The organism is Actinomadura kijaniata NBRC 14229 (assembly GCF_001552175.1).
Lineage (GTDB): Bacteria > Actinomycetota > Actinomycetes > Streptosporangiales > Streptosporangiaceae > Spirillospora > Spirillospora kijaniata.
In genome coordinates this window covers 1-26,888 of sequence record NZ_BCQR01000165.1, presented here as the reverse complement: position 1 = coordinate 26,888, position 26,888 = coordinate 1, and the positions used below count along the sequence as shown (strand labels likewise).

The following is a 26,888-nucleotide window of genomic DNA, read 5'->3' as shown; positions in this document are numbered from 1 at the left end:
CTGCGGGGCCGCGCCCGGCGCCTGCCGAGGGCCGCCGCGTTCGCGCGCTGACCGGCGCCGGCCCGCGCTAGGAGTCGCGGACGCGGCGCGTCCCGGCCGATCCGCTGACCGTCCGCACGATCTCGCCCGCCAGGTCGCGGAGCTTGACGTTGCGGTGCTGCGACATGCGGGTCAGCTCCGCGAACGCCTCGTCCGGCCCGCACCGCCGCCGCGCCATCACGATCCCGACGGCCTGCCCGATCGTGGCGCGGCTGTCCAGCGCCGACTCCAGGTGCCCGATCCGCCGCTCCCGGGCCGCGGCCAGCGCCTCGCGCAGCCGCGCCGCCTCCAGGTGCACCCGCACCCGCGCGAGCAGCTCGTCGGGGAAGAACGGCTTGGTCACGTAGTCGTCGGCGCCGCGCCGCAGCCCCTCCACCGCCGCCTCGCCGCCCGCCCGCGCGGTGAGCAGCACGATCGGGATCCGGTCCAGCTCCGGGGCGGCGCGCAGCTCCGCCACGAGCGCCAGGCCGTCGCGGCCGGGCAGCATCACGTCCGACAGCACCAGGGCCGGACGTTCGGCGCGGACGATCGCCAGCGCGCCGTCCGCGTCGGAGGCGGTCACGACCCGCCACCCCTCCCCGGTCAGCAGCCGCAGCAGGTAGGCGCGCATGTCGGGGTTGTCCTCGACGAGCAGGACGCACGGCGCGTCCGGGTCGGCGGGCCGCGCCGGGGCCGGGTCGGCGGCGGTCCAGCGCAGCGCCTCGGCCGCGAACGGCTCGGCCGTTCCGGCGACCGACTCCAGCGGACGCGCCGCGCCGGTGGCGGCGTCGCGCGGGATCCGGACGGTGAACGCGCTGCCCTCGCCCACCGCGCTGGCCACCGTCACCTCGCCGCCGAGCGCCCGGGTCAGGTCCGCCACCAGCGACAGCCCGATGCCCGACCCCTCCCGGCTGCGCCCGGCGGTGCCCGCGATCCGGTGGAACCGGTCGAAGACGTGGGGCAGCTCGTCGGCGGGGATGCCCGCCCCGGTGTCGGCGACGGTCAGCTCGACGCGGTCCCCGCGTTCCCGCAGCCGCACGGTGACGGTCCCCTCGCGGGTGTACTTGACCGCGTTGGACAGCAGGTTCAGCAGGATCTTCGACCACATCTCGCGGTCCACCGGCACCGGGCCGGGCAGCGGCGGCGCGTCCACCACCAGCCGCAGCCCCGCGCGCTGCGCGGCGGACCGGAACATGCCCGCGCAGTCGGCGGTCAGCGCCGCCAGGTCGGTGGGCTCCGGCTCGGCGCGCAGCCGCGCCGCGTCCGCCCGCGCCGCCTCCAGGAGCGTGTCCACCAGCCGCCGCAGCCGCAGCGCCGCCCGGTACGCGGCACTCAGCGCCTCCCGCCGCTCCGGCGCTCCGGGGTCGTCCAGCGCCGCCCGCAGCGGCCCCAGCAGCAGCGTGAGTGGCGTGCGGAACTCGTGGCTGATGTTCTGGAAGAACCGCGTCCTGGCCTCGTCCAGCTCGGCCAGGGACTCGGCGCGGCGGCGTTCGGACTGGTAGGCGAGCGCGTCGGCGACGGTCACCGCGACCCGTTCGGCGGCCACCTCGAAGAACAGCCGGTACTCGGCGTCCAGCGCGCGGCAGGGGCTGACGCCCAGCACCAGCACCCCGAAGGTGCGGCCCCCGGCGGCCAGCGGCAGCGCCACCGCGGCGTCCGGCACCGTCCCGTCGCCGGTGCCGTCCTCGGCGGTGCCGGGCCGGAACACCGGGGCCAGTCCCGCGCGCAGCCCGGTCACCGTCTCGGCCGCGCCGGTCGCGGCGGCCCGCAGCACGGCCTCGTGCAGCGCCTCCTCGGGCGGGCGCGTCACCCCGTGCGAGGCGGCGTGCCGGACCCGCGGCGGGCGGTCCGGCCGGTCGGCGTCGACCAGGTAGGCCAGCGCGAACGGGATGTCGCGCGGTTCCCGGCCGAGTTCGGCGACCGCCGCCCGGCAGGTCCCGACGACCGCGCCGGCGTCCCCGGCGGCGCGGACCGCCCGGACCGAGCCGAGCCCGCGCACCGTGCGCAGCCGCCGTTCGGTCAGCACCCGCCGGGTCGTGTCGGTGGTCGCCACGAAGATCCCGAGGACCCGGCCGTCGGCCGCCGCGACCGGGCTGTGGGAGAACCGCCAGTAGGTCTCCTCCCGGTAGCCGTGCCGGTTCATGAACAGCAGCAGGTCGTCGTCGAACGTCGCGCCGCGCCCGGCCAGCACGCCCGCCGCCCTCGGCCCGACCTGCTCCCACACGTCCGACCAGCTTTCGGCGGCGGGCCGGCCCATCGCGTGCGGGTGCTTGTCGCCGAGGAACGGCGCGAAGGCGTCGTTGTAGAGCTGCACCAGCTCGGGGCCCCACCACAGCGCCATCGGGACCCGCGAGGGCAGCACGGTCCGGATCGCCGCGAGCAGCTCGCCGGGCCAGCCCGCCACCGGGCCGAGCGGCGTCGCCGCCCAGTCGGTCCCCCTGGCCAGCGCGCCGGTCGGACCCGACCCGCCGAACAGCGCCTCCGCCGTCGCACCGCTCATCCTCACCGCTCCCGCACCCCTGCCGTCCGCTCGGTCCGCATCCGGTGCGCATGGCGGCCGAGGGCGGTCCCCTCAGCCTGACCAGGGGTGTCTTCGCAGGTCAAGCGCTTTCTGGAGACGGCTATCGAAAGGGGTGGTCAAAGCATGGCGTCACCGGACGCGCGCGGTGGGTTGACGGAACGGAGGCCATCCGCGCATCCTGGTGGAATCCTGAACGCCGGCGCGTTCCGGACGTGGTCCAACAGCGCGGCCGCTTCCCCCCCTTCCTCGTGGGCGAAAAGGCTCCGCATGTACCTGACCACGATCGACCCTCCGCACTACCGCGACGACGACGGCACGCTGGTGGTCGTCCTCCCCGCGGAGATCGACCTCGTCAACGCCGCCGCGCTCCGGTCCGAGCTCTGCGCCCGGCTGGCCGACGGGCCTCCGGCGCTGCTCCTGGACCTGAGCGGCACCCGGTTCTGCGACTCCACCGGGGCCGAGGCGCTGTCCCGCGTCCACGCCCGCGCGGCGCGGGCGGGGATCGCCGTCCATCTGGTGCTGCCCGTGGGCGGACCGGCCCGCACCGTGTGCGGGCTGCTCGGCCTGACCTCCGCCATGCCCTGCTTCGAGGACCTGGCGACGGCCCGCGCGGCGCTGTTCTGATCCCGAAACGCTGACCGGAGCCCGGTTTCCGGGTAGTTTCCCCTCATGGCGGTCACACCGGTCCCCGAACGTCTCCGCTGGGCGGTCGAGACCCTGCGCGTCGCTCCCGACGACCGGCTCCTGGAGATCGGCTGTGGCCACGGTGTCGCGGTCGATCTCGTCTGCCGGCGGCTCGACCGGGGGCACATCCTGGCCGTCGACCGGTCCGAGACCGCGATCACCCGCGCCGAGCGGCGCAACGCCGCCCATGTCGCCGCCGGCAGGGCGACGTTGCGGGCCGCCACCCCGGACCGGCTCGACCTGCCCGCGGAGACCCGCTTCGACAAGGTCTTCGCGGTGAACGTGAACCTGTTCTGGACCCGCTCCCCGCAGCCCGAACTCGACCTGATCAAGGCGTGGCTGAAGCCCGGCGGGGCCCTCTACCTCTTCTACGAGCCCCCCGACGCCTCCCGCACCGCCGAGCTGGCCGCCCGCGTCGGCGCGGCGCTGGCGGACCGCGGCCTGGAGACGACGACCCTCACCGAGACGTCCTCCCGGCCGCTGCTGTGCGTCATCGGCCGCTGACCGCCCGGCGGCCGCGCATTTCCGGACCGGGCGAGGCAACCTTTCGGCGTTCCGGGCGTATCTACACGATCGCCGGAACGACGGAGGGTCGTGGATGGACGATGAATTCGAGGAGTTCGTGCGGGCGCGAACGCCCGCGCTGCTGCGGTCGGCGTACCTGCTGACCGGTGACCAGCACCTGGCCGAGGACCTCGTGCAGACCGCGCTGGCCCGCACCCACGGCGCGTGGCGGCGGCTGGAACGCGCGGGCAACGCCGACGCCTACACCCGCAAGGTCATGTACCACCTCCAGGTGCGCCGGTGGCAGCGCCGCCGCTTCACCGAGACGACCCTGGACCGCGCCGCCGACCGCGCCTCGCCCGCCGGCGCGTCCCCCGACGACTGCGTCGACCTGCGCCGCGCCCTGCTGCGGCTGGCGCCCCGGCAGCGCGCGGTGATCGTGCTGCGGTTCTTCGAGGACCGCAGCGAGGCCGAGACGGCGGCGCTGCTGGGCTGCTCGGTCGGAACGATCAAGAGCCAGACCGCCCGGGGGCTGGTCCGGCTGCGCGCGTTGCTGGCCGAACCGACGAACCAGGAGACGAGCCGGACATGAACGATCTGGACCTCGACCGGCTCCGCGCCGACCTGCACGCCCTCGCCGACCGCGCGGAACCCGCCGACCTGCGCGAACGCGCCCTGCGCACCTCCCGCGTCCGCCGCCGCCGACACCGTGCCGCCACGGCCCTGACCGCCGTCGCCGCGCTGGTCCTGGCGGCGTTCGTCCTGCTGCCCGGTGACCGGGACGAGCCTCACGTGCTCCGGCCGACCCCCGCACCCGCCCCGAGCGGGGCACCGTCCCGGGGCGAGAGGTTCTTCTTCCCGCCGACCCGTTCGGCGGGTGGCAGGGAGACCATGTCCCTGGAACTCCCTGACGGTACTGCGGTGGACGTCAGCTACCCGAAGGACCTGGCCCTGGCGCGCCTCGGCTTCACGCCGTCCCGCGAGGTCAAGGCGCCGGAGGACCTGCCCTGCTGCGAGGGTTTCACCTCCCTGGAGCCCGGGGCCCGCCTCCTGGGCACCCTCCCGGACCGGAAGGGACGCCCCCTGGAGGTCTGGCTGAGCCCACCCGCCCCGAATCCCGAGGAGGACGAGGACGGGACGGGGGACGAGGAGAAAACCGAGGACCTGTACGTCCGCGTCGGCCGCTGGTACGTCCCGGTCGGCGACGGGGTTCCGGACGCCTCCGCCTGGTCCCGCCTGGGGATCCTTCTCCGCGCCCTCGACCTGAGCGAGACGGCCCGCGGCCACCTGGTGATCAAGGCCGTCGCGCCCGTCCGCCTCGCGGTCTCCGAGTTCGCCGACGGCGACGTCTGGGGCTCCGGCCCGATGCTGGCCTCCCAGCGTCTGGACTACGACCGCCCGCGCCAACTGAACATCGCCAGGGTCGACCGCTGCGTTCCCGACCTGCGGATCGGTATGGAGCTGACCGGCTGGCAGGTCTGCCGGGACGGCGTCGCCGTCCGCTTCCTCGCCGAGGAGAAGGACCGGCGCTGGGCCGACCGGCTCCACAAGGAGCTCCGGATCGAGCGGGTCCGCCCGGCCGGATGACGCCACCCCCGCCCGGTCGCGGTCCGGCCGCGCCGGGCGGGGTATGCCGATCTTCGTGACGAACCGCGAGCAGACCTCCCTCACCGGCGCGCAGGAGACCGCACTCGCCACGCTGTACGGCCGGGCGCTGGACAGCCGCGCCCGGCACCCGATCCTGCGCGACGCCACCGCCGCCGACGTCGTCCGCCGTCTGGACTACGACTTCCGCAGGACGCGGATCAACGCCGTCACCGCCGCGGGCGTCGCGCTGCGGGCCCGCGTGCTCGACACCTGGACCGCCGAGTTCCTGCGGGCGCACCCCGACGCCACCGTGCTGCACCTGGCCTGCGGGCTGGACACCCGCGCCCACCGCGTGGCCCCGCCGCCCACGGCCCGGTGGTTCGACCTCGACCTGCCCGACGTCATCGAGCTGCGCGAACGCCTCCTGCCCCGCCCGCCCGGCGACCACCGCACGATCGCCGCGTCGGTGACCGACCCCGCCTGGCTCGACGAGATCCCCGGCGACCGCCCCGCCGTGGCCGTGTTCGAGGGGCTGACGATGTACCTCCACGAACGGGACGTCAGGAGCCTGGTCCAGCGCCTGACCTTCCACCTCCCCGGCGGCCAGCTCTGCTTCGACGTCTACGGGACGCTCGGCATCCGCCTCCAGAAGCTGGTCCCGGCCGTCCGCAACGCGGGCGCGACCCTGCACTGGGGCGTCGACGACCCCCACGCGATCGAGGCCTGGTACGACGGCCTGACGCTGCTGGACGACCTGCGCAGCGTCGACATGCCGGGCCTGGAGGAGCTGCCCCGGGCGGGCCGCGTCCAGATGCGGATCCTGAAGCACCTCCCCGGCTTCCGGGACGTCGGGCGCATCCTGCGCTACCGCTTCTGACCTGCCCGGACAGTGTTATATAGCAGCGCTCTATAACATCATGTATCGTTGATATCGCGCGGTTCGGCCCGCCCGGTCGCCGCCGGGCTCCCGCGCGTCCAGCACCACGACGGAGGGAAGAAGCCATGAACGTCATGCGGGTCGCCCAGGTCAGCGCGCCGGGCGAGAAGTTCGAGATCGTCGAGCGGGAGCTGCCCGAGCCCGGCCCCGGCCACGTGCGCGTCGCCGTCGAGGCGGCGGGCATCTGCCACAGCGACGCCGGGTTCGTGGCCGGGGCGTTCCCCGGAACACCGTTCCCGCTGGTCACCGGGCACGAGGTCGCCGGACGCGTCGACGCCCTGGGGGAGGGCGTCACCGGCTGGCGGGTGGGCGACCGCGTCGAGGTGGGCTGGTTCGGCGGGCACTGCGGACACTGCGTGCCCTGCCGCCAGGGCGACTTCATCGACTGCGCGGACCTGAGGGTCCCCGGCTGGGCCTACCAGGGCGGGTTCGCCGAGGCGATGGTCGCGCCGGTCACCGCGCTGGCCCGCATCCCCGACGCCCTGTCGGCGACCGAGGCCGCCCCGCTCGGCTGCGCCGGGGTCACCACCTACAACGCCCTGCGGCACGGGGACGCCCACCCCGGCGACCTGGTGGCGGTCCTCGGCGTCGGCGGCCTCGGCCACCTGGGCGTCCAGTACGCCAACCGGTTCGGCTACGAGACCGTCGCCATCGCCCGGGGCCGCGACAAGGAACCCCTCGCCCGCGAACTCGGCGCGCACCACTACATCGACAGCACGGCGGGCGACGTGGCCGAGGCGCTCCAGCGGCTCGGCGGGGCGAAGGTCGTCCTCGGCACGGCCGCCAACTCCGACGCCATGGCCGCCACCGTCGGCGGGCTCCGCCCGCGCGGCCGCCTGGTCGTGCTCGGCGCGACCCCGGAGCCCCTCCGGATCAGCCCGCACTCGCTGATCATGGGCAGCCGCAGCGTCCACGGCCACCCGTCCGGCACCGCGCAGGACGTGGCGGAGACCATGGCGTTCAGCGCCCTGACCGGCGTCCGGCCCATGGTCGAGACCCTGCCGCTCGACCAGGTCAACGAGGCCTACCAGCGCATGCTCAGCGGCGCGGCCCGCTTCCGCATGGTCCTCACCGTCGGCTGACGGGAACGGGCGCCGGAGCCCGGCGCCCACCCCAGGAAACCCGTTGTTCCCACCCGTGCACAATCAGCGACAATCTTCGGCGGTCCCGTTCCCGTGCGCGTCTACCTCCCCTGAAAGGGGGAGACCGCCATGCCGAAGACCCGAACGCTGGGTGCCGCGACCCTGACCCTGGTCCTGATCGCTCCGCTCGCCGGATGCGATCTCGACGGGACCGGACGATCCGCGGAACCGGCCGCGCGCACCAACGCGGCCCGCTATACCCCGCCCGCCCTCACCTGGGCGCCCTGCGCCGGCCTGCCGCAGACCGGCCGGACGCACCCGGCGCTGCGGTGCGCCGCGCTCAAGGTCCCGCTCGACTACGCCGAGCCGGACGGCGAGCAGATCGAGATCGCCCTCGTCCGCCTGAGGTCCAGCGGCCCGGCCGGCACCCGCGTCGGTTCGCTGGTGTTCAACTTCGGCGGCCCCGGCGCGAGCGGCGTCGACACGCTGGCCGCGAGCACCGGTGACTACGCCACCCTCCGGACCCGCTACGACCTGGTCGGTTTCGACCCGCGCGGCGTCGGGCGCAGCATCCCCGTGCGGTGCCTGACCGACCGCGAGCAGGACGCCGACGCGGCCGCCGACTCCACTCCGGACACCCCGCAGGAGGAGGAGACCTACGCCAGGGAGGCGCGGGACTACAGCGGCAAGTGCCGGGCGCGCGCCGGCCGCCACCTGCCGCACATCACCACCGCGAACGTCGCCCGCGACCTGGACGTCATGCGCCGCGCGCTGGGCGACGCGAAACTGCACTACTTCGGCATCTCCTACGGCACCTGGCTGGGCGCGAACTACGCCCACCAGTACCCCGGCAAGGTCGGCCGTCTCGTCCTGGACGCAGCCATGGACACCTCCCTCGCACCCAGGGAGAGCTTCCTCCGGCAGGCCGCGGGCTTCCAGAAGGCGTTCGGCAACTTCGCGGCCTGGACGTCCCGGCAGACGGGAGGCGAGGTCACCGCCGCCGCGATCACCCAGCGGACCGGCGCCCTCCTCCAGTCCCTGGACGCGACCCCGATCCGGACGTCCGACCCCGCCCGGCCCCTCACCCAGAACCTCGCCCACACCGGCATCCTGTCGGCGCTCTACTCCAGGGAGCAGTGGCCGGTCCTCGCCGAGGCCCTGGTGAAGGCGTGGCAGGGCGACGGCTCCGACCTGCTGGCGCTCGCCGACGAGTACAACGAGCGCGGCGAGGACGGCCGCTACACCAACGGCGGCGACGCGTTCGCGTCCATCACCTGTGCCGACACCACCAGGCGCTACACGGCCGAGGACGTCAGGGAGGCGCTGCCGCGCTTCACCCAGGCGTCCCCGCTGTTCGGGGCCTCCCAGGCGTGGTCGCTGCTCGGCTGCGCCGGCTGGCCGTTCCGGGGGGACGAGTCCGGCCGCCGCGTCTGGGCTCCGAACGCCGCGCCGACCCTGGTCATCGGGAACACCGGCGACCCCGCGACCCCCTACGAGGAGGCCCCGGCCCTGGTCCGCCAGATGGGCTCCGCCGTCCTGCTGACCCTCAACGGTGAGGGGCACGGCGCCTACGCCACGAAGAACCTGTGCGTCCGCACGCGGGTGAACGGCTACCTGCTGAACGGCACCGTCCCGCCCAACGGCACGACCTGCGCCTGATCCACGTCGGCCGGGTCGCGGCGCTCTCCGGAGCGCCGCGACCCGGCCCGGCGAGTGTCAGCGCAGCCCCTTGATGCGCGCCGCCGTCCGCGCGAAGGAGGAGCCGGACGCGCCCCAGTCGGCGTCGATCGGCGTGACGCTCACCTTCCCGGCCTCCAGCGCGGCCCAGTCGCTGTCGCGTTCGGCGGCGATGTCCGCGCCGATGACGGGCTTCATCCGGTACCCGCCGGACCCGTCGGGCTCGTAGGCGACGCTGAACAGCGTCTCGCGGGTCGGCCGGGTGAGCGCGACCCCGGCCGGCGCGGCCAGGTTCGGGCGGGTCGGGTAGTTGACGCTGATCCCGGAGTGGGCGGGCAGCAGCGCCCCGCCCCGCGCGTCGCGCCGGAGCCGGTCGACCAGCCTGGCGGTGAACGCGGCCGTCGCGGGCATGTTCGCGATCGTGTTCTGGACGTTCGCGAAGTCGAACTGGGTGCTCACCGCGACGGCGGGCACGCCCATGTCGATCGCGGTGACCGCCGCGCCGACGGTGCCGGAGTTGTTGTTGATGGCGCCGACGTTCTGGCCGAGGTTGGTGCCCGACACCACCAGATCGACCTTCCGCCCGGCGAACACCCGGCCGAGGCCGAACAGCACCGAGTCGCCGGGCGTCCCCTCGACCGCCCACACCCGGTCCGACACCTGCCGGGCCCTGACGACGTGGCCGTCCTCGACGGTGCGCTTGGCGCCCGCGCCGCTCTGGTTGGTCGCCGGGGCGACGATCGTGACGTCGTGCCCGGCGGCGGTGAGCGCGTCGAAGACGGCCCTGATGCCGGGGGCGGCGTGGCCGTCGTCGTTGCTCAGCAGGATGCGCAGCGGCCGGTCGGGCCGCGGTCCGGGCGACGCGGCGGCCGGGAGGACGGGGGTGAGGAGGGCGGCGGCGGTCGCGACGACCACCGCGCGGCGGTTGGGCCTCATGGTTGCTCCAGGGAGGTGGGGGCGGGGAGCGCTGCACGGAGCATGGGGCACGAGGCCGAGTGATCGGTAGGTGTCGTGACCTATTCGTTATTCACGGAGCAGGCGCGTGAAGGCCCGCACGAGCGCCGGAAGGTCCACCGCGTCGGGGTCCAGCAGCCATTGCAGCTGCGCGCCGTCCTGGACGGCGAGCAGGAGGGCGGCGGCCTCCTCGGGGGCGACCCCACCGGGCAGGTCCCCGCCCAGCTCGGCGCGGAGCGCGTCCGCGCCGAGCGTCCGCAGCCGCGCGTACCGCTCCACGAAGTAGTCGCGCGCCGGATGCCCGTCGGTGACGCTCTCGGCCGCCAGCACCGTGAACGTCTGGACCACGCCCGGCCGGGTCGCGTTGTACTCGGCGAGCTGCTCGATGTGCTCCAGCCTCGGCGCCGCCGCGCCCTCGGCGAGCATCCGCAGCGTGTCCAGGTGCTCGCGCAGGCCCAGCATCGCCACCAGCAGGCTCTCCTTGCCGGGGAAGTGGTGCAGCAGCCCCTGCTGCGTCAGCCCGGCCCGCTCGGCCACCGCCGCCAGCGTCGCGCCCCGGTAGCCGAGTTCGCCGAACACCTCCAGCGCGGCCAGCAGGATCTCCGAACGCCGGTCCCGCGCCCGCCCGTCGTCGCGCCGCCGGGGCAGGGGCGCGTCCCGCCGGGCCGCCGGCCGCGGTTCCGTCCCGGCCGGTGGCGCGGGGGTCCCGGCCAGCCCCCGCCCGTCCACGCTGATCGAGCGGGCGATCCGGTCCAGCTGGTCGCGGAACCGCGCCACCATGTCCACCGCCTCGGGCCGCAGGCACCACTGCGCCTGCAACCCGTCCATGACGGCCATGATCTCCTGGGCGATCCCGGTCAGGTCGAGCCCGGCGCGGATCTCGCCCCGGTCCACCCCGGCGGCCAGGGCCGCCGCCGTCCGCTCGGTCACCGCGGCGTAGCGGCGGACGAAGTAGCCGTGCGCCGGATGCCCGGGGTCGGCGGCCTCGACCGACAGCCGGGTGAACATCCGCAGCAGGTCGGGCCGGGTCAGGTTGATCTCCGCCAGCCGCACCAGCGCGCGCAGCACGTCCAGGCCGGACTCGCCGCCGGTGAACGCGTGCCCGGTCGACTCCTCGTCGCGGTGCTCCAGCACCGCCACCACCAGCTCCTGCTTGCTGCCGAAGTGGTGCAGCAGCCCCGCCTGCGACAGCCCGGCCTCGGCGGCGATGCGGGCCAGGGACGAGCCGTGGTAGCCGCGCTCGGCGAGGTGCCGGACGGCGACGTCGAGGATGCGCCGGCGGCGGGCGTCGCCGACGGCGTAGCCGCCGCGCGGGGCGCTGGTACGGGGGCTCATCGCCCCAGATTAGGCCGCCGTGCCCGGACCCGCGCACCCGGTGGGTGACGCACGTCACAGCAGTGAAAACTTACTGTTCACTTGGTTTTCTCCTACCGTGAACGCACTCGCCGCAGGGGCGATGTCGTGCACTTCGTCCGTTTTCAAGGAGGTGCCCATGACCGCCGTTCATGGGGCCGCCGCCGAACCGGTGCTCCCGGTCCCCGGCGCAGACGACCGACCCGCCGCCCCCGCGCGGCTCGTGGCCGCCCTGGTCGCGGCGCAGTTCGGCGCCTACATGGCCATCCTCACCCCGGTGATCGTCACGCTGGCGATCCGGGTCGCGCAGGTCGCCCCCGACACGCGCGCCGCAAGCCTCGGCCAGGTGCTGTCGGTCGGCGCGGTGCTGGCGCTGGTGGCCAACCCGCTGTTCGGCGCGCTGTCGGACCGCACCACCTCGCGGTTCGGCCGCCGCCGCCCCTGGCTGCTCGGCGGCATGGTCGTCGGCCTGGCCGGGCTGCTGCTGGTCGCGGTCGGCGGCACCGTCCCGCTGCTCGCCCTCGGCTGGGCGGTCGCGCAGCTCGGCGTCAACGCCACCCTCGCCGCGCTCACCGCGCTCATCCCCGACCAGATCCCCGACCGGCAGCGCGGCCGCGTCTCCGGCCTGGTCGGCATGATGACCTCGGTCGCGATGGTCGGCGGCGCGTTCGTCGCGCAGGCCGTCGCGGGCCACGCGCTGCTGATGATGGCCGTGCCCGGCCTGGTCGGGCTGCTGTGCGTCGGCTGGCTGGTGCTCGTCCTGCGGGACGCCCCCGCCGACCGCGCCGCCCTCGCCCCCTACGGCGTGCGGACGTTCCTGCGCAGCTTCTGGGTGAACCCCCTCCGGCACCGCGACTTCGGCTGGAACTGGCTCGGCCGCTTCATGGTGTACGTCGGGCTGGCCTCCCTCACCAGCTACCAGACCTACTACCTGGTGGACCGGCTCGGCTTCAGCACCGAGCAGGCCGCCGGGAAGGTGTTCCTCAGCACCCTGGTCATGACCGCCGCCACCGTCGTCGGCTCGATCCTCGGCGGCACGCTGTCGGACCGCTCCGGCCGCCGCAAGCCCTACGTCGTCTTCTCCGCCGCCGCCACCGGCCTCGCCCTGCTGGTCGTCGCGCTGGCGGACTCGCTGCCGCTGTTCCTGTGCGCGGTCGCGCTGTTCGGCTTCGGCCAGGGCCTCTACATGGCCGTCGACGTCGCGCTCGCCGCCGCCGTGCTGCCCGACCCCCGCGAGTCCGCCAAGGACATGGGCGTGCTCAACATCGCCAACGCCCTGCCGCAGTCGCTCGTCCCGATCGTCGCGCCCGCGCTGCTGGCGCTCGGCGCCGGTGACGGACCGGGTGGCAACTACTCCGCCCTGTTCGTCACCGGCGCCGTCTGCGGCCTGCTCGGGGCGTTCGCCGTCCAGCTCGTGCGCTCGGTGCGCTGAAGGAGACCCCGTGCATCCCTACCAGGACCCCTCCCGCCCCACCGGGGACCGCGTCGCCGACCTGCTCTCCCGCATGACCCTGGAGGAGAAGGCGGGCCTGATGTTCCACACCATGCTCGCCATGAACGACGACGGCACCCCCGTCGAGGAACCCGGCGCGCAGCCCGGCGGCCGCACCACCACCGAGATGCTCCAGGGCGGCCTGCTGAACCACTTCAACCTGCTGGGCGGCGGCGCCCCCGCCGCCATGGCGCGGTGGCACAACCGCGTCCAGGAGATCGCGGCCGACACCCGCCTGGGCATCCCCGTCACCCTCTCCACCGACCCGCGCCACGCGTTCACCGACAACCCCGGCGCGGGCCTGCTGTCCGGCGCGTTCTCCCAGTGGCCCGAGGCGACCGGCCTGGCCGCGATCGGCGACCCGGACGAGGTCCGCCGCCACGCCGACATCGTCCGCCGCGAGTACCTGGCCGTCGGCCTCCGCGTCGCGCTGCACCCCCAGATCGACCTGGCCACCGAGCCCCGCTGGCCCCGCGTCAGCGGCACCTTCGGCGCCTCCGCCGAGCTGACGTCACGGCTGGTCGCGGCCTACATCGAGGGGATGCGCGGCCCGGGGCCCGGGTCGGAGGGCGTCGCGTGCACGGTCAAGCACTTCCCCGGCGGCGGCCCGCAGCTGGACGGCGAGGACCCGCACTTCCCCTACGGCCGCGAGCAGGTCTACCCCGGCGGCGCCTTCGCCTACCACCTGGAGCCGTTCCGGGCCGCCCTCGCCGCCGGGGCGACCCAGGTCATGCCCTCCTACGGCATGCCGGTCGGCACCGGGTACGAGGAGGTCGGCTTCGGCTTCAACGAGCGCGTCATCACCGGCCTGCTGCGCGGGGAGCTCGGCTTCGACGGCATCGTCTGCACCGACTGGGGCCTGCTGAACGAGACGCGCATCGGCCCGTTCCTGGAGCCCGCCAAGGCGTGGGGCGCCGAGCACCTGACCCCGCTCGAACGCGCCGAGAAGGCCCTGCGCGCGGGCGTCGACCAGTTCGGCGGCGAGTCCTGCCCCGAGCTGGTCGTGGAGCTGGTGCGCTCCGGCCGGATCCCCGAGGACCGGATCGACGCCTCGGTCCGCCGCCTGCTGCGCGAGAAGTTCCGCCTCGGCCTGTTCGAGCACCGGTCCGTGGACCCCGACCGCGCCGAGGAGATCGTCGGCAACGCCGGTTTCGCCGCCGCCGGGAACGCCGCCCAGCGCCGCTCCCTGACGCTGCTCACCAACAAGGACGTCCTGCCGGTCGGCCACCGCCCCCGCCTGTACGTCGAGGGCGTGGACCCGGGCAGGGCCGCCGCGTACGCGGAGGTCGTGGACTCCCCGGACCGCGCCGACCTGGCGGTCCTGCGCCTGCCGGCCCCGTTCGAGCCCCGCGAGGGCGGCTTCTTCGAGACCTTCTTCCACGGCGGCTCGCTGGAGTTCCCGCCGGACCGCGTCCGGGAGATCGTGGAACTCCTCGACCGGCTCCCGACGGTCGTCGCGATCAACCTGGAGCGCCCCGCCGCCGTCCCCGAGATCGCCGCCCACGCCGCCGCCCTGATCGGCGAGTACGGGGCGAGCGACGAGGCCGTCCTCGACGTGGTGTTCGGCCGGGCGAGGCCGGAGGGCCGCCTGCCGTTCGAGCTGCCGCGCTCGATGGCGGAGGTGGAGAGGAGCCGCTCCGACGTTCCGGGCGACACCGCGGACCCCGTCTTCCCGCTCGGCCACGGCCTGTCCCTGTAGACCGGACCGATTCCCCCGAAATCCAACACCGCACGTGACCGCGCGGATACGGTGCGCACATGAAGCAGTGGACACCGAACTCGTCCTGGACGCTCGACGAGTGGATGAGGGAGACCCGCGCCCTCCGTGAGGCCCTGACGATCCTGGGCGCGCCCCTCGCGCGCTGTCTCCCCGGCGAACCCCTCGACTGCGGCCGCTCGGTCTGGGAGCACTACGCCACCTACGCGGGGATGCTGAAGGGCGTCGCCCACATCAAGGCCGAGTGCAACCTCGGCGAAGGCCCCGGCATGGACCTCGCCGAGCGCGCCTACACCGACCAGCTGGCCTCTCACCGGCACTGACCGGACCCGCCCGGGGGACCCGCGGCGTCCGCGGGCCCCCGGTGGGTGTGGTGTCGGACGAGCGGGGCCGACTCCGGCGCGAGACGCGCGACGACCTGCCGCACGCGCGTCTCGGCGAGCGGGCCCAGCGCGTCGGACAGCTCGGCGAAGACCCCGTGCGCCCGCCGCCGGGGCCAGTCCGCCGGAAGCAGCTCCCCGGGCATCCGGGGATCGAGACCGGGAAACCGGATCCAGTCGTCCATGAGCCCGGTCCGGGCGCGCAGGGCCTCCGCCGTGCCGACGGCCCCGTCCCGCACCCGTTCCACCAGGGGCTCCCACTCCGCGACGAACGCGTCGTACTCCGCCCTGACCCCGTCCAGGTCCCACGCGTCAAGCGGGGCGACGCCCTGCGGGACGTCCGGCGCCGTCCGGGAGCACTCCAGCACGTCCCGGCGCGTCGGCCGGTTGAGCGCCGCGCGGGCGGCGGCCGGTGAGACGCCGAACTCACCGAGCAACGCCACCAGCGTCGCCGACGGCAGGGGGTCGTGCCGGCCGTACCAGTAGTCGCCCAGCAGCGTGAGGAGCAGGTGCCGCGGCCGGGAACCGTTCCGCACGCGAGGCGGCCGGGCCTCCCCGTCCCCCGCCTGGGCCGCCGTCCCCGTCACACCGCCCGAGTCCAGGACCGGACGCCGTACACGACAGATCATCGATCGATCTCACCGGAACCGCCGTGCGACATCCGGGGAGCGCCCACATCCTCGGAACGTTCGCATTGGCCCCGCTCCCACTCCTTCTTCCAGGGCATTGAAGCGTCCCCGCCGTCTTGCGACATTCCAAGGCGTGCCCGGTCACGAAAGTGTCCCCGATGAGGAGACCGCACCATGAAGCTCCCCCGCTCCCTCCGGCGGCTGGCCAGGGTCACCGCGGCCCTCGGGACGGCCGCCGTGCTGCTGCACGCCCCGGCCGCCCGCGCGGCCCCGGGCGGCTCCGGCCCCTACCCCGCCGACTACGAGACGTCCCCGCGGCTCAGGGACCACACGATCTACCGGCCCGACACGATCCCGGCGGGCCTCAGGCTGCCGATCGTGGCCTGGGGCAACGGCGCGTGCCGGGCCGACGGCACCTGGTTCCAGAACATCCTGCGGGAGTTCGCCTCGCACGGCTTCCTGGTCATCGCCAACGGGCGGCCCGGCGGCTCCGGCCAGACCGACTCCGACATGCTCGTCGAGGCCATCGACTGGGCCATCGCCGAGAACGGCCGCGTCGGCAGCGGGTACCGGGGCCGGATCGACACGACGAGGATCGCCGTGATGGGACAGTCCTGCGGAGGCATCGAGGCCTACGAGGTCTCCAGCACCGACCGCCGGGTGACCACCACCGGCATCTTCAACAGCGGCCTGATGAGCCCGCTGGACAAGCCCATGCTGTCCCGGCTGCGCGCCCCGATCGGCTACTTCGTCGGCGGCCCGTCCGACATCGCCCACCCGAACGCCATGGACGACTGGCGGCGGCTCCCCGCGGGCCTGCCCGCCTTCATGGGCAACCTCGACGTCGGCCACTTCGGCACCTACGACCAGCCCGACGGCGGCGAGTTCGGCCGGGTCGGCTCGGCCTGGCTCCGGTGGCGGCTCAAGGGCGACACCGCGGCCAGGAGCCTGTTCGTCGGCCCGGACTGCGGCCTGTGCGGCACCGACTGGGACGTCATGCAGAAGAACCTGAGCTGAGCCCCCGCGAAAGGAACCCCCATGGCTCCCCCCGAACGGCGCAGGGTCATCGCGTCCCTCCTGGCCTCCCTCACCGCCCTCGGCCTCCTGGCCGCCCCCGCACGTGCCACCGATAACGTCGTGCCCACCCACACCGGAGCGGTCGCCGGGGTCACCGGCCCGAACGGCACCTCCTACCTCGGCATCCCCTACGCCGCCCCGCCCACCGGCGCGCTGCGCTGGAAGCCCCCCGCCCCGGCGGCGCCCTGGAAGGGCGTGCGCGACGGAAGCAAGCCGGGCGACCCCTGCACGCAGACCGGCTCGAAGACCCCGTGGGGCGACCTGGCCGGACCCGGCACGCCCAGCGAGGACTGCCTGTACCTCAACGTCCACGTCCCCTCCCGCCACACGTCCAGGCCACGGCCGGTCATGGTCTGGATCCACGGCGGCGGCTACACGATCGGCTCGGGCGCCTTCTACGACGGCGGCGCGCTCGCCGACCGCGGCGACGTCGTGGTCGTCACCCTCAACTACCGGCTGGGCGCGTTCGGCTTCCTGGCGCACCCCGCGCTGTCCGCCGAGTCCGGCCACTCCGGCAACTACGGCCTGCTCGACCAGCAGGCCGCGCTGCGCTGGGTGCGCCGCAACATCGGCGCGTTCGGCGGCGACGCGGGCAACGTCACCGTCTTCGGTGAGTCCGCCGGCGGTGGCAGCGTGTGCCAGAACCTGGTCTCGCCCCTCGCCCGGGGACTGTTCCACCGGGCCGTCGCGCAGTCCGGCTGCGCCTTCCCGACCCCGGACCGCCGGACCGCCGAGACCGCGGGCGAACGCTTCGCGACGGCCCTCGGCTGCGCCGACCCGGCCTGTCTGCGCGCCCGGCCCGCCGCCGAGGTCCAGGCCGTCCCCGGTCGCTGGACCCCGGTCGAGGACGGGCACGTGCTCCGCGGCCAGGTCACCGAGGCGTTCCGCACCGGCGACCTCCCCCGCATCCCGATCATGCAGGGTTCCACCCGCGACGAGGCCCGCCTCACCGTCGCGACCACCTACGACCTGGCCGGACGCCGCCTCACCGCCGAGGAGTACCCGGCGGCGGTGCGCCGCGCGTTCCCGGCCAGGGCCGACGAGATCCTGCCCCGCTACCCGCTGTCCGACCACGGCACTCCCGCCGAGGCCCTCGCGGCGGTCCTCACCGACGCGCAGTTCGCGTGCCCGTCCCACGCGTCCACGACGCTGCTGGCCCGCCACACCCGCGCGTACGCCTACGAGTTCAACGACCCGCACGCCATGGACTACCTGGGCCTCCCGCTGAGCTTCCCGCTCGGGGCCCCGCACGGTTCGGAGATCCGCTACGTCTTCGGCGGCGTGACGGGCACCCCCGAGCAGCGGAGGCTGTCGGACCGGATGCTCTCCTACTGGACCACGTTCGCCCGCACCGGGACCCCGAACGGCCCGGCGACCCCGGCCTGGCACCCGTTCCCCCGGGTCCAGAACCTGTCCCCGACGGACACCGGCCCCATGACGACCTTCGCGCGAGACCACAAGTGCGACCTGTGGACGACCTGACCCCGGAACGACGAAGGCCCCGGAGCGTCGCTCCGGGGCCTTCCCTCTGCGGTCCTGACGGGATTTGAACCCGCGGCCTCCACCTTGACAGGGTGGCGAGCACTCCTAGCTGCTCCACAGGACCTCGCTGCCCCACGAGTCTATCGCCTCCCGGGAGTACTGACGCCACCCGCGCGTCCCGCTCCCCGGCGCCCGGATAGGAGCACCGGATCGGGGGTAGGGAGCGCCCAATGGAGGACATGCCCACCATCAGCACCCTCGATGACCTGGCCAAACTGGTCGACGAGGACGATCGGCTGTTCGTTCGCTGGTCGCGGGGGCCCGAGGCCGACGCCAAGGGGAGCAGCCGCGACGACCTGACCGGCGTCCCGATGCCGGGCCTGTCGGCCAACCCCCTCGCGATGGAGGACTGGTGGGCGCCGCGTCCGCTCCTGGTGTGGGTGGCCCGGCGCCTGTACGACTACTCGCATCTCGAACGCGAGAAGGGCCCCGGGGTGCGGCCGTGGGTGCTGGTGGGGGAGGAACGGGGGCGCGGTCCCGACAACGAGCCGCTGGTGAGCTGCCTGCGGCCGGTCGCCTGGATCGAGGAGTCGGTGCTGGAGGACGCCCGGCGCGTCGTCGCCGGGCAGAAGGGCCGGTGGGGCCCGATGCGGCGCTCCAGCGACACGTAGGCGGCGGCCCGGCCGGTCTCCCGGCCGGGCCGCCGGCGGGTCAGCCGCCGATGTTGCTGCCGGCCATGGGGTCGAGGGCCCCCAGGCCGATGAGCACCAGCAGCACCACGCCCAGGGCGACGCGGTAGCAGACGAACGGCAGGAAGCTGCGGGTGGAGATGAACTTCATGAACCAGGCGATGACGGCGTAGCCGACCAGCCCGGCCACCAGCGTCGCCACCAGGGTCGGGGCCCAGGAGACGTGGGTGCCGTGCTCGCCGATCTCGGTCAGCTCGTACAGCCCGGAGGCCAGCACGGCCGGGATGGCCAGCAGGAACGAGTAGCGGGCGGCGGCGGCGCGGCTGTAGCCCAGGAACAGGCCGCCGGTGATGGTCGAGCCCGACCGGGACATGCCCGGGATCAGCGCCAGCGCCTGGCACAGCCCGTACAGCAGGCCGTCGCGCACGCTCAGGTCGTCCAGGGTCTTGGGGCGGCGGCGGGCGGCGCGGTGCCGCCCGGTCTGCGACACGGCGGTCTGCGGCCCGGTGAGGTGCGGCCCGGCGGCGTACTGCCCGGCGGTCTGCGGCACCGCGGCCTGCTGCGCGGCGGCGGCCCGCCGCTCGGCGCGGGTGGCCATCCGGTCGGCGACCGCCAGCACGAGACCGAGCGTGATCAGGCTGAAGGCGATCAGCCGCAGGTCGCGGAACGGCCCGGTGATGTAGTCCTTCAACGTCACGCCCAGCACGCCGATCGGCACCGACCCGACGATCACCAGCCAGCCGATGCGGGCGTCGGGGTCCCTGCGCGCGGCGGCGTTGGTCAGCGAGCGGGTCCAGGCGGTGATGATGCGCCAGATGTCGGAGCGGAAGTACAGCAGCACCGCCGTCTCGGTGCCGATCTGGGTGACCGCGGTGAACGCGGCCCCGGGGTCCGGCCATCCCGCCGCGACCGCGGTCAGCCGCAGATGCGCCGAGGAGGAGATCGGCAGGAACTCGGTGAGTCCCTGCACCACCCCCAGGATGAGGGCTTGCAACCAGGTCATCAGTCAGTCGTTTCGTCGTCGGTGGGCACTGGGGCGAGGAGCGAACGGGGTGGGGCCGGTCATGGCGGAACGCTCCCGGTGCACGCCCATGATCTCAGTGACGGATCGGGTGGTACGTCAGAACGGTCAGCCGAACCGGCAGAGATCGTGGCCGGAGGCCATGAGCCGGGGGCGACCCCCTACGAAAGTCACGCACGTCGTGTGACTTCGGCGGGGGGCGGCACGGCGGCTCCGTCCCGCAGGGTGGTGCGCATGAAGAACCTGCTCGTCGCCGGTGCGCTCGCCCTGACCTTCCCGTCCGCCCCGGCGCCCGCCCCGCCACCGGCTCCGCCACCCGCTCCGGCGCTCGCCCTGCCCGCCCCGACCGGCGGCCACGCGGTCGGGCGGTCCGACGTCCACCTGGTCGACTCCGGCCGGCCCGACCCCTGGGTGTCCGGCAGGCCGCGCGAGCTGATGGTCTCGCTCTGGTACCCCGCGCGGAGGGCGCCGGGCAGGACCGCGCCGTACGTCACCCCGCGGGAGTCGGCGCTGGTCCTCAAGGGGTACCCCCAGACGAGGGGCCTCCCGCCGGACACGCTGGCCAGGACGCGGACGCACGCCCGCGCCGACGCGCCCGCGCTCGGCCGGAGACGCGGATGGCCGCTGGTGATCATGTCGCCCGGCATGTCCCTGCCGCGGGCCACGCTGACCTCGCTGGCCGAGGACCTCGCGAGCCGGGGCTACGTGGTCGCGGGCATCGGGCACGCCTACGAGGCGGTCGCCACCACGTTCCCCGACGGCAGGACCGTCCCGATGGAGGCGGGCAAGGGCGGCATGACCGAGGAGGTGGGCGAGAAGGTCGCCCGGGTGCGGGCCGCCGACACGGCCTTCGTGCTGGACCGGCTGGACCGCGACCGGCGCTGGAACAGGCTGATCGACGAGCGCAGGACCGCGATGGCCGGGCATTCGGTCGGCGGCCAGAGCGCCGCCCACCTGCTGCCGCTGAACGACCGGATCGACGCCGCGGTCAACCTGGACGGCTCCTACAACCCGAAGACCCCCGCCAGGCCCGTGACCAAGCCGTTCATGATGATCGGGAACCCCCGCCAGCAGCCGGTCGCCGGCGGGGAGCCGAAGTCGTGGGACCTGTTCTGGCCCCACGTGACCGGCGACCGGAAGCGCTGGCTCACCGTCACCGGGACCGAGCACATGAGCTTCGTCGACTACGCGGTGCTCGCGCCGCGGCTGGGCATGCCCGCGTACCCGCTGGACGGCGAGCGCTCCCTGAAGATCACCCGGGAGTACCTCGCCGCCTTCCTCGACACGCACCTGAAGGGCGGGCACCGGACGCTGCTGGACGGGCCGTCGGCGAAGTACCCGGAGGTGAGGTTCTGGTAGGAGCCCGGCCGGGGCGGCCTCTACGCGTCGCGGATCCGTAGCAGCAGGCCGCCTCCCAGCAGCGCCGCCGCCGTCCAGGCGGCCAGCACGCCGAGGCCCGCCCACGGGGTGAGGGGCAGGTCGGCGAGGCGGGTGGTGGCCTGGACGGCGAGCCCGGCGTTCGTGGGGGAGACCTTCCAGAGGAACCGCTGCCAGTCCTCGTCGGAGACCACGAGGATGAGGGCGGGGAAGAGGTAGAGCAGGCCCAGCACGACCCCGACGGCGGTGGCGGAGTCGCGTACGGCCGTGGCGACCCCCAGGCTGAGCAGGGCGACGAGCGCCAGGTAGAGGACCGAGCCGACGGCGGCGCGCAGCAGGGGGCCGCCGGTGGGGTCGAGCGGGTCGGGCGGGAAGCCGTTGCCGAGCAGGACGCGCCGGGAGACCAGCAGGGAGACGGGCACGGCGACGCCCCCGGCGGCCAGGGTCAGGCCGGTCAGGACGGCCGCCTTGGCGGCCAGCACGCCGGTCCGGCGCGGCATGGCGGCCAGGGTGAGGCGGATCATGCCGGTGCCGTACTCGCCGGTGACCGCCAGCACGGCCAGGACGGCGACGACCGCCTGTCCCACCTGGACCCCGAACAGCCCGATCCTGCCGGGGTCGTGGCCGCAGCCCTCGGCGGTGCACGAGACGAGCGCCGAGGCGGTGGCGGAGGCGGCGACGGTCAGCACGATGATCGTGAGCAGCAGCCGGCCGGTGCCCGCCAGGGTGCGGACCTTCGTCCACTCCGCGTGCAGGTAGGTCCTCATGCGTCCCTCCGGCGGAGCCTGAGGATCGCCAGGCCGAGGACGAGGGCGGTGTGGCCGGCGAGCACCGCGAGGCCGGCCAGGGGCGGCAGCGGGTAGAACCCGGCGATGGGCGTGTAGTGGCCGAGCACGTGCGGGTACTCGGGGATGCTCTGCTGGACGGAGAAACCGGCCGCCGGGGTGACGCGCAGCAGCCACCGCGCCGCGCCGTCGGGCAGGACCGAGGTGGTCGCCACGACGTGCGGGACCACGATCACGACGGCGGCGGTGACGACCGCCGCGACGCCGCGCCACAGCAGCGCGCCCAGGGCGAGGGCGAGCACGGCGGCCAGCGCGAACAGCACCGCCGTGCCGACCACGACGCGCACCTGGGTGGACGGGGGCGCGGAGAGCAGGACGTTGCCGTTGGCGCGCAGGATCCGCCCCCCGGCCGTGAACGCGACCGCGACGGCGGGCAGCGCGGCGGCGAAGGCGGCCAGGCCGAGCGCGAACGCCTTGGCCAGCAGCGTCCGGCCGCGGCGCGGACCGGCGAGCAGGGTGGTGCGGATCAGGCCGTGCCGGTACTCGGCGGTGACGAACGCGACCGCCACCACGATCACCGGCAGGAGCCCGGCCGGCGCGCCGCCGAGCGGGTCCTCGACGGCCGGCCCCTCGACGGTCGGCGCGATGTCGCCGGTGCCGGTGACGGAGAGGGCGCCGCCGGACCGGGCGGCGCGGCCGGGGTGGTGGGGCGACCCGTCGGGCCCGAGCGTGACGCCGATGTCGTCGTCGCGCCAGCCGCCGGGCGCGTCGCCCTCCACCGCGATCCGGTCGAACTCGCCGGTGGCCTCGGTGAAGCGCTCCGCCGCGACGGACCCGCCGAGGTCCGCCCGCGTGACGGTCAGGTCGCCGGGGGAGGTCGCGAACATCCCGATCCGGACGGTCCGCGGCAGCCCGGCCAGGGTGGCGGCGCCGATCCGGGTCCAGCGCGCGCCGTCGGCGGACTCGTACCCGGTGAGCGTGTCGCCCGAGCGGGTCAGCCGCAGCCAGCGCGGCGACCCCTTCGAGACGCCGCCCGGCCGCCCGGCCACGTCGTGGGTGAAGCCGTGCTGCATCCGCACCCCGTGCGCGCCGGTCATCATCACCGCCGCGTAGGGCGCGCCCTGCCGGGTGCCCGCCTTGACCATGACCCCGGTCTTCGCCCACGGCACGACCCCGGGGACCACGTTCCGGACCCCCGGGGTGGCGTCGGGTTTGCGGATCTGGCCGGTCAGGGAGGTGAGGCGGACGGTGATGCCGCCGTTCCCGGTGAGGGACCGGTGCACGAAGAAGAACTTGTCGGTCACCGCCTCGCCGCCCGGCCCCACCGGATGCGGCGGGCAGGCGGTCTCGACGGGACCCGCGCCGCACGAGGCGTGGCTTCCGGACGCGGACAGCAGCCCGAGCAGCACGGTGACCAGCGCCCCCGCCGCCATGGCCGCCACCCAGCCGCGCACCGTCCGGAACTTGGTCCACTCGGCGCGCAGCAGCCGCCCGAACTCCCCGGACCCGGCGCTCATCGGGCCGCTCCCCGGTACTCGACCGCGTCGCCGGTGAGGTCCAGGTACGCCTGCTCCAGCGTCACCCGGTACGCCGCGACCTCGGAGAACGGCACCCCGTCCGCGTTGAGGACGGCCACGACGCGCTCGGGCGGCAGCCCGGAGACGACGAGCGCGTCCTGGCCGGTCGCGGCCACGGCGGCGCCGGCGCGGTCCAGCGCCGACGCCGCCGCGGCGCGCGCCGCCGTCCGCAGCGTCACCCGGTCGCGGGAGGCGGCCGCGATCAGGTCGGCCACGCCGGTGTCGGCGATGACGCGGCCCCTGCCCACCACCACGAGATGGTCGGCGGTGCCCTCCAGCTCGCCCATCAGATGGCTGGACACCAGCACGGCGCGTCCCTCGCCCGCCAGCGACCGCAGCAGGCCGCGCATCCACACGATGCCCTCGGGGTCGAGGCCGTTGACCGGCTCGTCCAGCAGCAGCACCGGCGGGTCCCCGAGCAGCGCGGCCGCGATGCCGAGCCGCTGCCGCATGCCCAGCGAGAAGCCGCCCGCCCTGCGCCGGGCCGCGGATTCCAGCCCGACCCGTTCCAGCACCTCGTCCACGCGCCCGGCCGGCAGCCCCTGGGAACGGGCCAGCCACAGCAGGTGGTCACGCGCGGTACGGCCCGGTTGCAGCGCCCCGGCGTCCAGCAGCGCGCCGACGTGGCGCAGCGGGGAGCGCAGGGCCCGGTACGGCCGGCCGCCGATCAGCGCGTGGCCCTCGTCGGCCGCGTCCAGGCCGAGGATCACCCGCATCGTGGTGGACTTGCCCGCGCCGTTCGGCCCCACGAACCCGGTGACCCGGCCGGGCCGCACGGTGAACGACATGCCGTCCAGCGCGACGGTCGGGCCGAACCGTTTGCGCAGCCCGCTGACTTCGATGGTTGCTCGCATGCCACCGGTTCTACGGACCGGCCCGTGACGTGGGCCGAACGAGGGCCGTCACATCGCTGTTAGGTCCCGCGCGGCATCCTGGACCGCATGAGAACGTGGCGACTCCCGGCGCGCACCGCACGACTGCGCCTCACCGTCCTGTACGGCGGCATGTTCCTGCTGTCCGGCGTCGGGCTGCTGGCCATCACCAACCTCGTGGGACTGGGCGGGACGAGGGTCAGCCGGTCCGCGCCCGCCGGCGTCCCGCCGGTCGAGCCGACCACGCTCGCCGCCGCCACCGAGCGCATCGCGCGGTTGCAGGCCCAGCTGGCCGACGCCCACGCGGCGCAGACGCGCCAGCTCCTGATCGGATCGGCGGTGGCGCTGGTCGTCATGGGCGTGGTGTCGGTCGTGCTGGGCCGGGTCGTCGCGGGCCGGGTGCTGCGCCCGCTCCGGATGATCATCACGGCGACCCGCCGGATCACCGCCGACAACCTGGACGAGCGGCTGGCCGTGCGGGGCCCCGACGACGAGGTCAAGGACCTCGCCGACACCATCGACGGGCTGCTGGAACGGCTGGAGAACGCGTTCGCCGCGCAGCGCCGGTTCGTGGCCGACGCCTCCCACGAGCTCCGCACCCCGCTGGCCACCATGCGCGCCTCCCTCGACGTGGCCCTGGCCAAGCCGGAGCCCGTCCCGGAGCAGACCGCCGCGCTGGCCCACCGGCTGCGCGCCGAGCTCGACCAGATCGACCGGCTCCTCGCGGGGCTGCTCACGCTCGCCCGCGCCCAGCACGGCTCCCCGCCCGGCCGCACGACGCTCCCGCTCGGCCGCCTGGCGGCCGCGGCACTGGACGACCGGGCCGCCGACCTCGCCGCGAAGGAGCTCACCGTCGACTTCTCCGGCGTCGCCGACGGCGCGTGGACGCGGGGGGACCCGACGCTCCTCACCCGCATGGTCGACAACGTGATCGACAACGCCGTCGCCCACAACCACCGCGGCGGCTGGATCCGCGTCGCCGCCGCCGACGGCGCGGCGGCCGAGCTCGTCGTGGAGACCGGCGGGCCCGTCCTCGACCAGGCGCAGGTCGACCGGCTGGCCCGGCCCTTCCAGCGGCTCGGCGCCGACCGCACCGGTTCCGGCGACGGCTCCGGGCTCGGGCTGTCGATCGTCGCGGCCGTCGCGGCGGCGCACGGCGGCGCCCTGCGCCTGCGGGCCCGGCCGGACGGGGGCCTCGCGGTCACCGTCTCGCTGCCCCCGGCGAAGGTCCCGGCGGAGGTCCCGGCGTGAGGGTGCTGGTGGTCGAGGACGCCCGCTCCCTGGCCGCCGTGCTGGCCGAGGGGCTGGCCGACCAGGGCATGGCCGTGGACGTGGCCCACGACGGCCTGGAGGCCGCCGTCAAGCTCGACGTCAACGCCTACGACGTCGTCGTCCTCGACCGGGACCTGCCGGGGATCCACGGCGACACGCTCTGCCGGATGATCACCGAACGCGACGACCGCACCATGGTCCTGATGCTGACCGCCGCCGACTCGCCGGTCGACCGGGTCGCCGGGCTGACCCTGGGGGCCGACGACTACCTGACCAAGCCCTTCCACTTCCCGGAACTGGTGCTGCGCATCCGCTCCCTGGCCCGCCGCCGGCCCGCCGCGCGGCCCCGCACGCTGCGCGCGGCGGGCATCGAGCTGGACCCGCTGCGCCGCACCGTCACCCGCGACGGCCGCCACCTGGAGCTGTCGGTCAAGGAGTTCGCGCTGCTGGAGGCCCTGCTGCGCGCCGTGCCCGCGTTCCTCAGCGCCGAGGACCTGCTGGAACAGGTGTGGGACGAGCACGCCAACCCCCTGACCAACACCGTCACGGTCACGATCGGCCGCCTCCGCCGCAAGCTCGGCGAACCCCCGGTCATCACCACCACGCCCGGGGTGGGCTACCGGATCACGACCGACGGCGCGTGACCGGCGTCAGCCCGTGACCCCGCGCGCGTACCCCAGGTAGGTGACGACGGGCGCGCCCTTCGGGTCGAGGACGAACTCGACCCTCCCCGGGATCTCCTCGTCGCCGATCCGGCCCTTGCGCCGGGCGAGCGCGGCCGTCACGAGGTCGAGCGCGCGGGTGGGCTTGAAGGAGCACACGTCCTCGACGCGCAGCCCGTGCGCCGCGAGCGCGACCTCGATCTCGGCGGGCGGCCGCAGCCGTTCGCGCGCGTAGCGCCCGGCGGGCATGATCCGCGTCATCGGGACGGCCTGGAACGCCCCCAGGTAGATGAGCCGGGACACCCACGTCCGGTTCACCGTGTCGTAGACGAGGATCCCGCGCGGGGCCAGCAGGCGGGCGGCGCTCGCGGCGACCGCGTCCAGGTCGCCGGTGACCTCGAAGGTGTCGGCGACGTACACCAGGTCGAAGCCGCCCTCGGGCAGCCCCGGCGCCTCGGCGGGGGCGGTGCGCGCCTCGACCGGCAGCCCGGCGCGCGCGACGGCGGCGCGGGCCATGGCGGTCGCGGCCGGGGACGGGT

Annotated in this window: 25 protein-coding genes and 1 tRNA gene; 16 read left to right on the top strand and 10 right to left on the bottom strand. The window is 74.9% G+C overall.

Annotated elements, in window-relative coordinates; genetic code table 11:
* Positions 1-67 precede the first annotated feature (67 nt).
* Positions 68-2,518, bottom strand: coding sequence for an ATP-binding protein (locus AKI01S_RS38750; RefSeq protein WP_067829881.1), 2,451 nt, complete (start codon positions 2,516-2,518; stop codon positions 68-70).
* Positions 2,519-2,806: 288 nt separating this feature from the next.
* Here AKI01S_RS38750 and AKI01S_RS38745 point away from each other — a divergent pair, with 288 nt between their 5' ends.
* The 7 genes from AKI01S_RS38745 to AKI01S_RS38715 all read left to right on the top strand — a co-directional run bounded on the left by AKI01S_RS38745 (position 2,807) and on the right by AKI01S_RS38715 (position 8,992).
* The gene (locus AKI01S_RS38745; protein ID WP_067829878.1) at positions 2,807-3,163 is read left to right on the top strand and encodes an STAS domain-containing protein; all 357 of its coding nucleotides are present in this window, start codon (positions 2,807-2,809) and stop codon (positions 3,161-3,163) included.
* A gap of 45 nt (positions 3,164-3,208) precedes the next feature.
* Complete coding sequence (locus AKI01S_RS38740) at positions 3,209-3,727, top strand: SAM-dependent methyltransferase (RefSeq protein WP_067829875.1); 519 nt, start codon at positions 3,209-3,211, stop codon at positions 3,725-3,727.
* A 94-nt stretch (positions 3,728-3,821) separates the two neighbouring features.
* Entirely contained in the window at positions 3,822-4,319 is a 498-nt protein-coding gene (locus tag AKI01S_RS38735) for a SigE family RNA polymerase sigma factor (protein ID WP_067829872.1), read from the top strand.
* Positions 4,316-5,314: a hypothetical protein gene (locus AKI01S_RS51275; protein WP_067829870.1), complete on the top strand. Its 999-nt coding sequence runs from the start codon at positions 4,316-4,318 to the stop codon at positions 5,312-5,314. Before AKI01S_RS38735 ends, AKI01S_RS51275 begins: the two co-directional genes overlap by 4 nt.
* Before the next feature lie 55 nt (positions 5,315-5,369).
* Positions 5,370-6,191: a class I SAM-dependent methyltransferase gene (locus AKI01S_RS38725; protein WP_218009988.1), complete on the top strand. Its 822-nt coding sequence runs from the start codon at positions 5,370-5,372 to the stop codon at positions 6,189-6,191.
* 125 nt (positions 6,192-6,316) lie between these two features.
* Positions 6,317-7,333, top strand: coding sequence for an alcohol dehydrogenase (locus tag AKI01S_RS38720; RefSeq protein ID WP_067829863.1), 1,017 nt, complete (start codon positions 6,317-6,319; stop codon positions 7,331-7,333).
* 129 nt (positions 7,334-7,462) lie between these two features.
* Positions 7,463-8,992: an alpha/beta hydrolase gene (locus AKI01S_RS38715; RefSeq protein ID WP_067829860.1), complete on the top strand. Its 1,530-nt coding sequence runs from the start codon at positions 7,463-7,465 to the stop codon at positions 8,990-8,992.
* A gap of 57 nt (positions 8,993-9,049) precedes the next feature.
* Here the strand turns inward: AKI01S_RS38715 and surE are convergent, their stop codons facing one another.
* Positions 9,050-9,946 (bottom strand): 5'/3'-nucleotidase SurE, encoded by an 897-nt coding sequence (gene surE, locus AKI01S_RS38710; RefSeq protein ID WP_084000669.1) that lies wholly within the window; start codon positions 9,944-9,946, stop codon positions 9,050-9,052.
* 87 nt (positions 9,947-10,033) lie between these two features.
* Positions 10,034-11,299 (bottom strand): TetR/AcrR family transcriptional regulator, encoded by a 1,266-nt coding sequence (locus AKI01S_RS54445; protein ID WP_218009987.1) that lies wholly within the window; start codon positions 11,297-11,299, stop codon positions 10,034-10,036.
* 157 nt (positions 11,300-11,456) lie between these two features.
* Between AKI01S_RS54445 and AKI01S_RS38700 the strand changes: the two genes are divergently transcribed.
* The 3 genes from AKI01S_RS38700 to AKI01S_RS38690 are packed head-to-tail and all read left to right on the top strand — an operon-like array spanning position 11,457 to position 14,849.
* Positions 11,457-12,749, top strand: coding sequence for an MFS transporter (locus AKI01S_RS38700; protein WP_067829857.1), 1,293 nt, complete (start codon positions 11,457-11,459; stop codon positions 12,747-12,749).
* Positions 12,750-12,759: 10 nt separating this feature from the next.
* The gene (locus AKI01S_RS38695; RefSeq protein ID WP_067829854.1) at positions 12,760-14,508 is read left to right on the top strand and encodes a glycoside hydrolase family 3 protein; all 1,749 of its coding nucleotides are present in this window, start codon (positions 12,760-12,762) and stop codon (positions 14,506-14,508) included.
* A 59-nt stretch (positions 14,509-14,567) separates the two neighbouring features.
* Entirely contained in the window at positions 14,568-14,849 is a 282-nt protein-coding gene (locus tag AKI01S_RS38690; protein ID WP_067829840.1) for a hypothetical protein, read from the top strand.
* Here AKI01S_RS38690 and AKI01S_RS38685 read toward each other — a convergent pair.
* Positions 14,837-15,535, bottom strand: coding sequence for a PaaX family transcriptional regulator C-terminal domain-containing protein (locus AKI01S_RS38685; protein ID WP_084000668.1), 699 nt, complete (start codon positions 15,533-15,535; stop codon positions 14,837-14,839). The two genes, AKI01S_RS38690 and AKI01S_RS38685, sit on opposite strands and share 13 nt — an antisense overlap.
* 174 nt (positions 15,536-15,709) lie before the next feature.
* On the opposite strand from AKI01S_RS38685, the gene AKI01S_RS38680 reads away from it, so the two are divergent.
* Positions 15,710-16,552 (top strand): poly(ethylene terephthalate) hydrolase family protein, encoded by an 843-nt coding sequence (locus AKI01S_RS38680; RefSeq protein ID WP_067829834.1) that lies wholly within the window; start codon positions 15,710-15,712, stop codon positions 16,550-16,552.
* Between the two features lie 21 nt (positions 16,553-16,573).
* Entirely contained in the window at positions 16,574-18,094 is a 1,521-nt protein-coding gene (locus AKI01S_RS38675; RefSeq protein WP_067829831.1) for a carboxylesterase/lipase family protein, read from the top strand.
* A 49-nt stretch (positions 18,095-18,143) separates the two neighbouring features.
* Here AKI01S_RS38675 and AKI01S_RS38670 read toward each other — a convergent pair.
* Positions 18,144-18,218, bottom strand: a tRNA-Asp gene (locus AKI01S_RS38670).
* A 106-nt stretch (positions 18,219-18,324) separates the two neighbouring features.
* Between AKI01S_RS38670 and AKI01S_RS38665 the strand changes: the two genes are divergently transcribed.
* On the top strand, positions 18,325-18,765 hold the full coding sequence (locus AKI01S_RS38665; protein ID WP_067829827.1) for a DUF6098 family protein: 441 nt from the start codon (positions 18,325-18,327) through the stop codon (positions 18,763-18,765).
* A 40-nt stretch (positions 18,766-18,805) separates the two neighbouring features.
* Here AKI01S_RS38665 and AKI01S_RS38660 read toward each other — a convergent pair whose 3' ends face one another.
* Positions 18,806-19,786, bottom strand: coding sequence for an undecaprenyl-diphosphate phosphatase (locus tag AKI01S_RS38660; protein ID WP_067829824.1), 981 nt, complete (start codon positions 19,784-19,786; stop codon positions 18,806-18,808).
* A 252-nt stretch (positions 19,787-20,038) separates the two neighbouring features.
* Between AKI01S_RS38660 and AKI01S_RS38655 the strand changes: the two genes are divergently transcribed.
* Positions 20,039-21,163, top strand: coding sequence for an alpha/beta hydrolase family protein (locus tag AKI01S_RS38655; protein ID WP_067829811.1), 1,125 nt, complete (start codon positions 20,039-20,041; stop codon positions 21,161-21,163).
* 20 nt (positions 21,164-21,183) lie between these two features.
* On the opposite strand, the gene AKI01S_RS38650 is transcribed toward AKI01S_RS38655, so the two are convergent.
* Genes AKI01S_RS38650 through AKI01S_RS38640 form a run of 3 tightly spaced genes read right to left on the bottom strand, consistent with a single transcriptional unit; the run spans position 21,184 to position 24,397 of the window.
* Positions 21,184-21,948 carry an ABC transporter permease subunit gene (locus AKI01S_RS38650; RefSeq protein ID WP_067829808.1) on the bottom strand — a complete coding sequence of 255 codons (765 nt, stop codon included), beginning with the start codon at positions 21,946-21,948 and terminating at the stop codon, positions 21,184-21,186.
* Positions 21,945-23,483 (bottom strand): DUF1349 domain-containing protein, encoded by a 1,539-nt coding sequence (locus AKI01S_RS54440; protein ID WP_067829804.1) that lies wholly within the window; start codon positions 23,481-23,483, stop codon positions 21,945-21,947. The genes AKI01S_RS38650 and AKI01S_RS54440 overlap by 4 nt, the downstream gene beginning before the upstream one ends.
* Complete coding sequence (locus AKI01S_RS38640; protein WP_067829801.1) at positions 23,480-24,397, bottom strand: ATP-binding cassette domain-containing protein; 918 nt, start codon at positions 24,395-24,397, stop codon at positions 23,480-23,482. Before AKI01S_RS38640 ends, AKI01S_RS54440 begins: the two co-directional genes overlap by 4 nt.
* An 87-nt stretch (positions 24,398-24,484) precedes the next feature.
* Between AKI01S_RS38640 and AKI01S_RS38635 the strand changes: the two genes are divergently transcribed.
* A complete protein-coding gene (locus AKI01S_RS38635; RefSeq protein ID WP_067829798.1) occupies positions 24,485-25,666 on the top strand; it encodes a sensor histidine kinase in 1,182 nt (393 codons plus the stop codon).
* A complete protein-coding gene (locus tag AKI01S_RS38630; protein ID WP_218009986.1) occupies positions 25,663-26,331 on the top strand; it encodes a response regulator transcription factor in 669 nt (222 codons plus the stop codon). Before AKI01S_RS38635 ends, AKI01S_RS38630 begins: the two co-directional genes overlap by 4 nt.
* A gap of 6 nt (positions 26,332-26,337) precedes the next feature.
* On the opposite strand, the gene AKI01S_RS38625 is transcribed toward AKI01S_RS38630, so the two are convergent.
* The coding region (locus AKI01S_RS38625; RefSeq protein ID WP_067829794.1) for a methyltransferase domain-containing protein at positions 26,338-26,888 on the bottom strand (551 nt) is incomplete at its 5' end.